Here is a 12,070-nt window from a genome sequence, read left to right as displayed (position 1 = left end):
GTCGATGGGTGGTCAGGCGGCCGCGGCTGCGGCCGGCAGGATGATCTGGTCGATGACGCTCGTGACGAGGTCGCGGGTGGGCGCCTCGCCGACGAGGATCAGGCGATGCATGACGATCCCGGCGAGGGCCGGGGCCAGGAGCTCGATGTCGACGCCGGGCGGGATCTCGCCGCGCTGGACGGCCCGCTCGAAGACCGCCGAGGCGGCGGCCAGCTTGGGGGCGATCACGTCGCGCCGGAACGCCGCGGCGAACTCGGGGTCGCGCATGATCGCAGTGAGGACCGCGCCGAACGCGGCGACCTCGGGCTTGTCGGTCAGGCCGCGAGTGCCGCAGTAGGACTCGATCAGGTCACCGCGCAGGGTGCCGGTGTCGACGACCGGCTCCTCGGGCAGCTGGTGGTGGTGCTGCAGCCCCTCGATGATCAGCGCGACCTTGCCGTTCCAGCGGCGGTAGAGCGTGGCCTTGGAGGCCTTGCCCCGCAGCGCCACCGCGTCCATCGTCAGCCGGTCGTAGCCGACCTCCGCAAGCACCTGAAGCGTCGCCTCGAGGATCTCCGCCTCGCGGACGCCGTCGACCCGGGGACGGGTCTGGGCGGTGTCGGTCTGCGTGGACATCGGACGTGGCTCCTCGTTGAAACACGTATGAAACGAAACGGTTTCGTTTCATCGCGAACAGCGTGCCACGGCGACCTGTTCCGGCCCAAGCGAGTTTTCTGCGAGCGGTCTGGACCACTGCCCGTCCCACGGCGGTGTCGGCGCTCGCAGGCAGAATGAGCGCGTGAGCGACCCCACCCCGGCCACTCCCGAGGCCCGCGAGGAGCACCAGCGGATCGCCGAGGAGGTCGAGGACGCGCGCTGGCGCTACTACGTCCTCGACGACCCGACCCTCGACGACGCCGACTTCGACCGGCGGTTGCGCCGCCTCGAGGCCCTCGAGGAGGAGTTCCCCGAGCTCCAGACCCCCGACTCGCCGACCCAGAAGGTCGGAGGCGCGGTGTCGACCGAGTTCACCGCGGTCGACCACCTGCGGCCCATGGAGAGCCTCGACAACGCGTTCTCCTACGACGAGCTGGCGGCGTGGTACGCCCGCATCGAGCGCGACGGGGTGCACGAGCCCGCGCTGCTGTGCGAGCTCAAGGTCGACGGGCTGGCGATCAACCTGCTCTACGAGGACGGCCGGCTGGTGCGCGCCCTGACCCGCGGCGACGGCCGGACCGGCGAGGACGTCACCCCCAACGTCAAGACCATCGAGGCGATCCCGCACCGGCTCAAGGCCACCAAGGAGTTCCCCGTCCCCGCGCTGCTCGAGGTGCGCGGCGAGGTGTTCCTGCCCGTCGAGGCGTTCGAGCGGCTCAACGAGTCACTGCTCGAGGCGGGCAAGCAGCAGTTCGCCAACCCGCGCAACTCCGCGGCCGGCTCGCTGCGGCAGAAGGACCCGCGGGTGACCGCGTCGAGGGCGCTCGGCATGGTCTGCCACGGCATCGGAGCCCGCGAGGGCTTCGAGCCCGAGGCGCAGTCCCACGCCTACGAGGCGCTGGCCGCCTGGGCGCTGCCGACCTCGAGCCAGGTGCAGGTGCTCGGCACCCTCGACGAGGTGCAGGCCTACATCGAGAACGCCGGCGAGCACCGGCACACGATCGTCCCCTACGAGATCGACGGCGTCGTGGTCAAGGTCGACGACGTCGCCCTGCAGCGGCGGCTCGGCTCGACCAGCCGCGCGCCCCGGTGGGCGATCGCGTTCAAGTACCCACCCGAGGAGGTCAACGCCAAGCTCCTCGACATCCGGGTCAACGTCGGGCGCACCGGCCGGGCCACGCCCTACGGCGTGATGGAGCCGACCCTCGTCGCCGGCTCGACGGTGGAGAACGCCACGCTCCACAACGCCCACGAGGTCAAGCGCAAGGACGTCCGCCCCGGCGACACGGTCATCCTGCGCAAGGCCGGCGACGTGATCCCCGAGATCCTCGGCCCGGTGCTGGCGCTGCGCCCGGAGGGGCTGCCGGAGTGGGTGATGCCGACCGAGTGCCCCGCCTGCGGCACGCCGCTGGCCCAGCAGAAGGAGGGCGACAAGGACCTCCGCTGCCCCAACCACCAGTTCTGCCCGGCCCAGGTCCGCGAGCGCGTCTTCCACGTCGCCGGCCGCGGTGCCTTCGACATCGAGGGCCTTGGCTACGAAGCCGCCGCGGCGCTGCTCGACGCCGAGGTGATCGCCAACGAGGGCGACCTGTTCGACCTCGACGAGCCCCGGCTCCTCCGGGCCGCGCTGTTCACCCGCGCGCCCAAGAAGGGCGAGGACGGCCCCCAGCTCTCCGCCAACGGCGAGCGGCTGCTCGCCAACCTGCGGCGCCGGCTCGACGTGCCGCTGTGGCGGGTGCTCGTCGCGCTCTCGATCCGCCACGTCGGTCCCACGGCGGCCCGCGCGCTGGCCCAGGAGTTCGGCTCGATGGCCGCGATCCGTGAGGCCTCCGAGGACGAGCTGGCGGCGGCCGAGGGCGTCGGACCGACCATCGCCGAGGCGGTCATCGAGTGGTTCAAGGAGCCGTGGCACGTCGAGATCGTCGACAAGTGGGGCGCCGCGGGTGTGCGCATGGAGGACGAGCGCGACGACTCGGTGCCGCGCACTCTCGAGGGGCTCACGGTGGTGGTGACGGGCTCGCTGGTGGACTTCTCCCGCGACTCGGCCAAGGAGGCGATCCTGGCCCGCGGCGGCAAGGCGGCGGGCTCGGTCTCCAAGAGCACCGACTACGTCGTGGTCGGCGACAACGCCGGCTCCAAGGCCGACAAGGCCGAGCAGCTCGGAGTCCCGATCCTCGACGAGGACGCCTTCAAGGCGCTGCTCGCGGGCGGCCCGTCGTGATGGAGGTCCGGCTCGACGACCTCGCCGCCGTCGTCGAGCAGACCACCGACCCGGCCGGCTTCCCCCACGCCGCGCGGGTCGAGCGCAACGTGCTCGTCTACGACGCGGCACAGGCCCGTGCGACCTCCAGCTCCGACCGCGCCGCCCTGGCCGCCGAGCTCGTCCGCGCGCTCACCGACGGTCCCGGCATCGTCGTTTTCGAGGGCGCGTTCCCCGACCTCGCCGTGGTCGACCGGGTCACCGAGGTCTTCGACGCGATCATCGCCGAGGAGGCCGCGACCGGTGCGGCGGCCGGCGACCACTTCGCCCCGCCGGGGGCCAACAGCCGGGTCTGGAACGCGCTGGAGAAGCTCGCCGTCCGCGACCCGGAGGCGTTCGTCTCCTACTACGCCAACGACGTTATCGCGCTGGTGTCCTCGGCCTGGCTGGGGCCGGGCTACCAGCTCACCTCGCAGGTCAACGTCGTCCGCCCCGGCGGCCGGGCGCAGGAGCCCCACCGCGACTACCACCTCGGCTTCCTCTCCGACGAGCAGGCCGCGCGCTACCCCGACCACGTGCACGCGCTCTCGCCCGTGCTGACCCTCCAGGGCGCCGTGGCGCACACCGACATGCCGCTCGAGAGCGGGCCGACCCTCTACCTCCCGTTCTCCCACCAGTACCTCCCCGGCTACCTCGCCTGGCGGCGCGACGACGTCAAGGCCTACTTCGCCCAGCACCACGTCCAGCTGCCGCTGCACAAGGGCGACGCCGGCTTCTTCAACCCCGCGGTCCTCCACGGCGCCGGGTCCAACGTCTCGCGCGACATCCAGCGGATGGCCAACCTGCTCCAGGTCTCCTCGGCGTTCGGCCGGGCCATGGAGCAGGTCGACCGGGCGCGAGTGGTGAGTGCGGTCTATCCCGTGCTCCGACGCGGCGGCCTCCGCGGCGACGAGCTGGAGGCCGCGGTCGCCGCGGCTGCCGAGGGCTACCCGTTCCCGACCAACCTCGATCTCGACCAGCCGGTCGACGGGCCGACGCCGCTGAGCCAGGCCGAGCTCGTGCGCCACGCGCTGGCCGAGGGCTGGGAGCCCGCCGCGCTCGACGCCACGCTCGACGCCCACGCCGCCCGACGGCGCACGACGTCCTAGGCACCTCTCAGGTCACGCGACGACCGAGGAGCTCCGCGGCGGACAGGTGGTGCGCCGGACGACCAGGGTGGTCTCGATCCGCTCGACCGCGCGCGAGGTCTCGGGGTCGTCGATCCGCCGGAGCAGCAGCCGGACCGCCGCGGAGCCGAAGTGGTCGACGCCCTGGCACACGCTCGTGAGCTGCACGAGGTCGAGCCGGGCGATCTGCGAGTCGTCGTAGCCGACCACGCTGAGGTCGTCGGGCACCCGCAGGCCGTGGGACTCGAAGACCCCCATCGCGCCCACGGCCACCAGGTCGTTGGCGGCGACGACCGCCGTGGGCCGCGGCGCCATCGTCAGGATCTCGCGCGCGGCCACCTGACCGGCCTCGTGGGAGAACGCCCCGGGGAGCTCGCGCGACTCCAGGCCGAGCTCGCGCATCGCGGTGCGGTAGCCCGATGCCCGGTCGCGCGCGGACCGGTTGGCGCCACCGGTGACGTGGACGATGTGGCGGTGGCCGAGCTCGGTGAGGTGGCCGAGGACCAGCCGCGCGGCCTGCAGTTCGTCGGTGGTGACGACGTCGACGCCGGGCAGCGCGGCGTCGCGCCCGATCAGCACCGTGGGCCAGGACGACGTGAGGCTGCGCAGCTCCTTGGTCGTCATCAGCGGACTGAGCAGCGCCAGCCCCGCGACGCGGTGCTCGAGCAGCGTGCGGACCAGCGCCGCCTCCTTGTCGGCCGAGCGGGTGCCGGGCGCCACCAGCAGGTCGAAGCCCGCCGCCTCGGCGGCCGTCGCGAGTGAGGAGTAGACGCCCCCGAAGTAGGGGTTGGTGACGTCGTTGATCAGCACGCCGATGGTGTGGAGGCGCTTGCTCGCGAGGGACCGGGCGAACGCGTTGGGCCGGTAGCCGAGCTCCTCGGCCGCCCGCAGCACCCGGCGGCGGCGCTGCTCGGAGACGTTGGGGGAGTCGCGCATGACCAGCGACACCAGCGCGCGCGAGACCCTGGCCCGCTTGGCCACGTCTTCCTGCGTGGGTCCCACAGCCACCTCGTGCGTCGAAATGTCAGGACTTTGTGTAACGGTTCGATAACGGGCCCTTGTGGTGCCTGTGTGATCGGCACCACAGTACCCGATTAGCGCGCTCTAATCAGTAGCGCGCGCTAACGCGCAGAGGGCGCAGTGCGGGCCAGCCCCGCGACCAAGGAGGAAGCATGAAGGCTCCGAAGTTGGGTCTGGCCGCCGCAGTGGCGGCCGTCCTGGTCCTGTCGGCCTGCGGGAGCGGGCAGGACTCCGACGACGACAGCGGCGACGGCGACAGCAAGAGCGCCGACATGAAGATCTGCATGTACACCCACGGCGACGGCGGCGGGTTCTGGTCGGTCGCCAAGAAGGGTGCCGAGAAGGCCGCTGACGACCTCGGGGTCGAGCTGGACTACCAGGAGTCGAACAACGACCCCGAGGCGCAGGCGCAGCTCATCGAGGCCGGCGTCAGCGGCGGCTGCGACGGCATCGCCGTCTCCGCGCCCAACCCCGACGCCATCCAGGGCGCGATGGACAAGGCCAACGACGCGGGCATCCCGCTGGTGACGATGAACTCCGGCTCCGCGGTCTTCCAGGACCTCCACGCGTTCACCCACGTCGGTCAGGACGAGTTCATCGCGGGCCAGGAGGCCGGCAAGAAGTTCAAGGAGCTCGGCGCGACCAAGGTCCTCTGCCCGCTCCAGGAGGCCAGCAACATCGGCCTGCAGCAGCGCTGCGACGGCGCGAAGGACACCTTCGGCAACGTCGAGAACCTCCAGCTGTCGGCCGGCCTCGCCGACCTGACCAAGAGCGAGGCCGAGATCCAGGCCAAGCTCGAGTCGGACCCCGACATCGACGCGATCTTCTCGCTCAACGCCGACATCGCGACCGGCTCGTCGATGCCGGCCTCCGAGGCGGCGGGACGCGACATCATCAACGGCACCGTCGACCTGTCCGGCGACGCGGTGCAGGCGATCGCCGACGGTGACCTCGCGTTCGCGATCGACCAGCAGCAGTTCGCCCAGGGCTACCTGCCGGTCGTGCTGCTCTACCTCAACAAGCTCAACGGTCACGTGCTCGGCGGCGGTCAGCCGATGTACACCGGCCCGGGCTTCGTGACGCAGGAGAACGCGGAGCTGGTCCAGAAGCTCGCGGAGCAGGGCACCCGCTGACTCCTTCTCCGTGGTGGGGCGGCGCACGCCGCCCCACCACGGAGACCATCCGCCACCGCACCCAGGAGGACTCCGTGGCTGAAGTGTCCGTCCAGGCCGACGAGCGCCTGCTCACGACGTCGCGTCTCACCCGCCTGCTCCGGCGTCCCGAGCTGGGTGCCCTCATGGGCGCGATCGTCATCTACATCATGTTCGCCACGGCCGACTCCACGAGGAACGGCGTCTTCATCACGATCACCGGCACGGCCCGCTGGACCGACTACGCCTCGGGCGTCGGCATCGTGGCCGTCCCGGTCGCCCTGCTCATGATCGCCGGCGAGTTCGACCTCAGCTCCGGGGTCATGGTCGGCACCTCGGGCCTGCTCTGCGGCCTGCTGACCACCGAGTACGGCATCCCGATGTGGCCCGCGATCGCGCTCACCTTCGCGTTCGCCGCCGGCATCGGGCTCATCAACGGCTGGCTGGTGATGCTGACCGGCCTGCCGTCGTTCATCGTCACCCTGGCGATGTTCTTCTCCCTGCGCGGGATCAACCTCGGCGTGACGAAGGCGCTCACCGACACGGTCCGGGTGGCGGGCGTCGACGACGTCGACGGCTTCGACTCGGCGGCGAAGGTCTTCGCCACCACGCTCTGGGAGCCGTACAACTACCGCATCTCGGTGGTGTGGTGGATCGGCATCACGATCGTCGCGACGATCGTGCTGACCAAGACCCGCTTCGGCAACTGGATCTACGCCGTCGGCGGCGACGCGAACGCCGCGCGCAACGCCGGCGTGCCGGTGCGGCGCACCAAGATCACCCTCTTCATGATGACCTCGATGAGCGCGGCGCTCGTCGGCATCATCAGCCTGACCCGGCTGCACTCGATGCAGGCCGGCCAGGGCATCGGCGACGAGTTCACCTTCATCATCGCCGCGGTCGTCGGCGGCTGCCTGCTGACCGGCGGCTTCGGCTCGGCCATCGGGGCGAGCATCGGCGCCTCGATCATCGGCATGGCGTTCATCGGCATCTCCTACGCCGGCTGGAACACCGACTGGACCTGGCTGTTCCTGGGCGTGATCCTCTTCGTCGCGGTCCTGGTCAACACCCTCATCAGCAAGCGCGCGGCGGGAGCGAAGCGATGACGACCTTCGACGAGATCCCCGAGCCGGACCTGCCGCCGCCGCCCGCCGCGGGGACGGTCGTCCCCGCGCTGCAGCTGAGGAACGTCACCAAGTACTTCGGCAGCGTGCTCGCGCTGCGCGACATCTCGCTGCACGTCGACCCGGGCACGGTCACCTGTGTGCTGGGCGACAACGGCGCCGGCAAGTCGACGCTCATCAAGATCCTCAGCGGCGTGCACCAGCCCAGCGAGGGCGACCTGCTCGTCAACGGCGAGCCGACCTCGTTCGGCTCGCCGCGCGCGGCCCTCGGCGCCGGCATCGCGACGGTGTTCCAGGACCTCGCGACGGTGCCGCTGATGTCGGTGTGGCGCAACTTCTTCCTCGGCAACGAGCCGCGCCGCGGGGTCTGGCCGCTGAGGTTCCTCGACACGCGGACGGCGAAGCGGACCTGCCGCGAGGAGCTGTTGGCGATGGGCATCGACATCCGCGACCTCGAGCAGCCGGTCGGCACCCTCTCCGGCGGCGAGCGGCAGGCGGTGGCCATCTCGCGCGCGGTCTACTTCGGCGCCAAGGTGCTGATCCTCGACGAGCCGACCAGCGCCCTCGGCGTCCGGCAGTCCGGCGTCGTGCTGAAGTACATCCTCCAGGCCCGCGAGCGGGGGATCGCGGTCGTCTTCATCACCCACAACCCGCACCACGCGCATCTGGTCGGCGACCGCTTCTACCTGCTCAACCGCGGTCAGATGACCCACGAGTTCGAGCGCGCGACGGTCAGCCGCGAGGACCTGGTCAAGGCCATGTCCGGCGGGGCCGAGCTGGAGGCGCTCGCCCACGAGCTCGAGGGCTCGGGGAGGTAGCCGTGGAGACGCTCGCGGTCGGCATCGTCGGTGCCGGCTGGATGGGGCACGTGCACGCCCGCGCCTACCAGCGGCTCGCCCAGCACTGGCCGGACCTCGCGGTGCGCCCCGAGGTGGTGGCGGTGGCCGACTCGTCCGCGGCGGCGGCCGAGACGTTCGCCCGGGCGCACGGCGCCACGACGCCGGTGCGGTCCTTCCCGGACTGGCGCGACCTGCTCGCCGACCCGGACGTCGCGGCGGTGAGCGTGACCGCGCCCAACTTCCTGCACCGCGAGCTGGGGGTCGCGGTCGCCGAGGCAGGCAAGCACCTGTGGATCGAGAAGCCGGTGGGCCTCACCGCGGCCGACGCCGGGGCGGTGCGCGACGCCGTGCACGCCAACGGCGTCGTCGCGTGCGTCGGCTTCAACTACCGCCACGTGCCGGCCGTGGCCCGGGCACGGGCGATCGTCGCGTCGGGCCAGATCGGCGTGCCGACGCACGCGCGGGTCCAGCTGCTCACCGACTACGCCGCCCACCCCGGCAGCCCGCTGTCGTGGCGCTACGCCGTGGAGACCGGCGGTCACGGAGCCCTCGGCGACCTGGCCTCCCACGGCGTCGACCTCCTGCGCTTCGTGCTCGGCGACGTCGTCGGCGTTGTGGCGCGGACCGCGGTGCACATCCCGCAGCGGCCGATCGCCGACACCGCCGGGCACTACGCGGTCCTCGACGTCACCGAGCCGGGCCTCGCGTTCGGGGAGGTCGAGAACGAGGACTACGTCGTGGCGATCCTCCGGATGGCGAACGGCACCCTGGGCGTCTGCGAGGCCGACCGGGCCGCGGTGGGGGAGCAGAACAGCTACGGGTTGGAGGTGCACGGCACCCGCGGCCTGGTGCGCTGGGACTTCCGCCGTCCCGGCGAGCTGCAGGTGTCTGCTGGGGACCACTACTCGGGCCAGCCCACCAGCACCGTCTTCAGCGAGCCCGGCGACGGCGAGTACGCCGCGTTCCAGCCGGGCGCCGGCATCGCCATGGGCTACGACGACACGAAGGTGGTGGAGGCCCGCAACTTCGTGCGGGCGATCTCGGGCGAGCCGGTGGAGCTCGCGACGCTCGACGACGCCGTCGCCTCGGCGGCCGTCCTCGACGCCATGGTCGCGTCGCACGACACGGGAGGGTGGGTCGACCTGTGACGCAGCCGAAGCAGGGCGACGCGGGGTTCGCCGTCGACACCGGCCCGCAGCTCCCGCTGCGCCGGATCGGCGTGATCGGGTGCGGCCGGATCGGTCGCATGCACGCCTCGCTGCTCGCCCGCGAGGTCCCCGGCTGGGTGGTCGCGGCGGTCGCCGACGCCGTACCCGCGGCCGCGGAGGGCGTCTCGGAGGCGACCGGAGCGCCGGTGCGCTCGATCGAGGAGGTGCTCGGCTCCGACGACGTCGACACCGTCGCGATCTGCACGAGCACCGACACCCACGTCGACCTGGTCGTGGCGGCCGCGCGGGCCGGCAAGGCGATCTTCTGCGAGAAGCCGGTCAGCCTCGACCTCGCCCAGGTCGACCGCGCGCTCGCGGCGGTCGAGGACTCCGGCGTGCCCTTCATGATCGGCTTCAACCGTCGCTTCGATCCCGGGCACCGCTCGGTGCGCGACCGCGTGGCCGACGGCTCCGTCGGTGACCTGCACGTCCTGCGGATCACCAGCCGGGACCCCGCTCCGCCGCCCCCGGAGTACGTCGCCGTGAGCGGCGGGATCTTCCTCGACATGGTGATCCACGACTTCGACATGGCCCAGTACGTCGTCCAGAGCCCCGTGGCGGAGGTGTTCGCCCGCGGCGCGGTGCGGGTGGACCCGAGGATCGGCGCGGCGGGCGACGTCGACACCGCGGTCACCGTGCTCACCCACGACGACGGCACGCTGACGACGATCGACAACAGCCGGGAGGCGGTCTACGGCTTCGACCAGCGCGTCGAGGCGTTCGGCAGCGCGGGCCTGGCCGTCTCCGACAACCCGGCCCGGCACGCGGGCTGGCACCTGGGCCGCGAGGTGCGGACGGGCGAGCCGCTGCCGTGGTTCTTCCTCGACCGCTACCTCGAGTCCTACCGCCAGGAGTGGGCGGCGTTCCACTCCTACCTCGTCGACGGCGGCCCGTCGCCGGTCGGGACCGACGCCGCCCGGCACTGCACCGCGGTGGCGCTCGCCGCGGGGCTCTCGCTGCGCGAGGGGCGTCCGGTCCGCGTCGAGGAGGTCGGGTGAGCAGGATCGCGGTCACCGGGGCGACGGGGTTCGTCGGCGGCACGGTCGCGGCGGTGCTCGCGGCGAGGGGCCACGACGTGCTCTGCCTGGTGCGCCGCGACCCCGGTCCTGACCTGCCATGGCCGAGCCGCGTCGTCGACGTGCAGGACGTCGACTCGCTCACGGAGGCCCTCGACGGCGCCGACGCCGTCCTCCACCTGGCGATCTGGAACGACCTGATCGCCATGTACGCCGACCGGCAGCGCGCGTGGGACGGCTACGTGGGCCTCACCCGCCGCGTGGTCGACGCCGCCAACGAGACCGGCGCGCGGGTCGGCCTGGTGTCCACCGACTGGGTCTTCGACGGCACCGGCCACCTGGTCGACGAGGAGGAGCCGCCCAACCCGGTGAACCTCTACGGCTTCCTGAAGGCCGCGTCGGAGCTGGTGGTCCTCGAGCGGGCCAGGGCGGGTTTCGTGGCCCGGGTCGGCGGGGTGCAGGGCCTCCACCAGACCCAGGCGAGCGGCCCGCGGTCGCAGGACTGCGGGTTCGGCTACTTCGTGCTGGCGCTGGTCGACGCGCTCCGCGCCGGTGGCCGGTTCACGGTCTGGGAGGACCCCGACATCAACTGCGTGGCCACCCCGATCGTCTCGCCCGAGATCGGCGCGCTGCTCGGGCTGGCCGTCGACAAGAGGGTCGACGGCGTCCTCCACCTGGCCGGAGCCACAGCGGTGACGCGGCGCGAGCTCGCCCTCGCCACGTGCGAGGTCTTCGGCCTCGACGCAGACCGGCTCGACTTCGGACCGCCGCCCGACGAGGCACGGCTGCCGGCCCCCGTGCCCCACGACACCAGCATGGCCGCGGGCGCGACGATGGCGCGTCTCGGCGCCACCGCCCACCCGATCGAGGCTCAGCTGGCCGCGCTCAGGGCCGAGCTGGAGACCGGCGCGCCCGCGCCGCTGAGCTGAGTAAGAGGCAGGCCTAGCCGTGGACCAGGTGGATCTCGAAGCTGTAGCGGCTGGCGGCGTAGAGGTGGCTCGCGAGCTCCACCACGGTGCCGTGGTCGTCGAGCGTCTCCCGCTCCATGGTCAGCAGCGCCGCCCCTCGGGGCTCGCCGAGCTCCCGGGCCTCGGCGGCGGTCGCCGTGCGCGCGCCGACGGTCTGCGAGGCGGAGTGCAGGTGCACCCCGGTGCGCCGGAGCAGGTCGTAGAGGCCCGAGGAGACGAGGGCGTCCTCCTCGAACGTCACGACGGAGGCGGGCAGCCAGTTCGTCATCCGGGCGATCGGCTGGTCGCGCGCGGTGCGCAGCCTCTCGACGAGCACCACCGGCGAGCCGGGCTCCACGCGCAGCCGCCCGGCGACCTCCGCGCCGGCCCCCAGCGTCTCGAAGCGCAGCACCGTCGTGGCGGGCTGCTGGCCGGTGCTGGCGAGGTCGTCGTGGAGGCTGGTCAGCTCGAGCGGGCGGCGCACCTTGGGCTGCACGACGCGCGTGCCGATGCCCCGCCTGCGGACGATGAGGCCCTGGTCGACCAGCTGCTCCATGGCCCGACGCATCGTCGGCCGGGAGATCCCGAGACGCTGGGCGAGCACGACCTCGTTGTCGAGCAGCATGCCCGGTGGGAAGTCGCCCGACGCGATCGACCGCTCGAAATGCTGCGCGACCTGGAACCACAGGGGGATCGGGCTGGTGCGGTCGGGCGCCAGCGTCGTGAGTGCGTCGTCGGCGGAACGGCGGGCGGACATGGGTGC

The 12,070-nt window shown here is 72.3% G+C and carries 11 protein-coding genes; 8 read left to right on the top strand and 3 right to left on the bottom strand.

The window, feature by feature from the left end:
* Positions 1-12: 12 nt before the first annotated feature.
* A complete protein-coding gene (locus G514_RS0115300; RefSeq protein WP_028652470.1) occupies positions 13-615 on the bottom strand; it encodes a TetR/AcrR family transcriptional regulator in 603 nt (200 codons plus the stop codon).
* A gap of 163 nt (positions 616-778) precedes the next feature.
* On the opposite strand from G514_RS0115300, the gene ligA reads away from it, so the two are divergent.
* Positions 779-2,857: an NAD-dependent DNA ligase LigA gene (ligA, locus tag G514_RS0115295; RefSeq protein WP_028652469.1), complete on the top strand. Its 2,079-nt coding sequence runs from the start codon at positions 779-781 to the stop codon at positions 2,855-2,857.
* Positions 2,857-3,984, top strand: coding sequence for a phytanoyl-CoA dioxygenase family protein (locus tag G514_RS0115290; RefSeq protein WP_036564994.1), 1,128 nt, complete (start codon positions 2,857-2,859; stop codon positions 3,982-3,984). The genes ligA and G514_RS0115290 overlap by 1 nt, the downstream gene beginning before the upstream one ends.
* A 12-nt stretch (positions 3,985-3,996) precedes the next feature.
* On the opposite strand, the gene G514_RS0115285 is transcribed toward G514_RS0115290, so the two are convergent.
* A complete protein-coding gene (locus G514_RS0115285; protein WP_028652467.1) occupies positions 3,997-5,004 on the bottom strand; it encodes a LacI family DNA-binding transcriptional regulator in 1,008 nt (335 codons plus the stop codon).
* A gap of 170 nt (positions 5,005-5,174) precedes the next feature.
* On the opposite strand from G514_RS0115285, the gene G514_RS0115280 reads away from it, so the two are divergent.
* The 6 genes from G514_RS0115280 to G514_RS0115255 all read left to right on the top strand — a co-directional run bounded on the left by G514_RS0115280 (position 5,175) and on the right by G514_RS0115255 (position 11,289).
* Entirely contained in the window at positions 5,175-6,155 is a 981-nt protein-coding gene (locus tag G514_RS0115280; protein WP_028652466.1) for a substrate-binding domain-containing protein, read from the top strand.
* Between the two features lie 74 nt (positions 6,156-6,229).
* Positions 6,230-7,279, top strand: a complete 1,050-nt coding sequence (locus G514_RS0115275) for an ABC transporter permease (RefSeq protein WP_245582231.1) — start codon at positions 6,230-6,232, stop codon at positions 7,277-7,279.
* Entirely contained in the window at positions 7,276-8,115 is an 840-nt protein-coding gene (locus tag G514_RS0115270; protein ID WP_084152137.1) for an ATP-binding cassette domain-containing protein, read from the top strand. The genes G514_RS0115275 and G514_RS0115270 overlap by 4 nt, the downstream gene beginning before the upstream one ends.
* A 2-nt stretch (positions 8,116-8,117) precedes the next feature.
* On the top strand, positions 8,118-9,284 hold the full coding sequence (locus G514_RS0115265; protein ID WP_028652463.1) for a Gfo/Idh/MocA family protein: 1,167 nt from the start codon (positions 8,118-8,120) through the stop codon (positions 9,282-9,284).
* On the top strand, positions 9,281-10,342 hold the full coding sequence (gene iolG / locus G514_RS0115260) for an inositol 2-dehydrogenase (RefSeq protein WP_084152136.1): 1,062 nt from the start codon (positions 9,281-9,283) through the stop codon (positions 10,340-10,342). The genes G514_RS0115265 and iolG overlap by 4 nt, the downstream gene beginning before the upstream one ends.
* Positions 10,339-11,289 carry an SDR family oxidoreductase gene (locus tag G514_RS0115255; RefSeq protein WP_028652461.1) on the top strand — a complete coding sequence of 317 codons (951 nt, stop codon included), beginning with the start codon at positions 10,339-10,341 and terminating at the stop codon, positions 11,287-11,289. Before iolG ends, G514_RS0115255 begins: the two co-directional genes overlap by 4 nt.
* A gap of 13 nt (positions 11,290-11,302) precedes the next feature.
* On the opposite strand, the gene G514_RS0115250 is transcribed toward G514_RS0115255, so the two are convergent.
* On the bottom strand, positions 11,303-12,064 hold the full coding sequence (locus tag G514_RS0115250; protein ID WP_036564992.1) for a GntR family transcriptional regulator: 762 nt from the start codon (positions 12,062-12,064) through the stop codon (positions 11,303-11,305).
* Positions 12,065-12,070: the final 6 nt, after the last annotated feature.

The sequence above is a fragment of the Nocardioides halotolerans DSM 19273 genome, from assembly GCF_000422805.1.
GTDB lineage: Bacteria > Actinomycetota > Actinomycetes > Propionibacteriales > Nocardioidaceae > Nocardioides > Nocardioides halotolerans.
The sequence above is the reverse complement of the archived record's forward strand: the minus strand, read 5'-3'. Positions and strand labels throughout refer to the sequence as shown.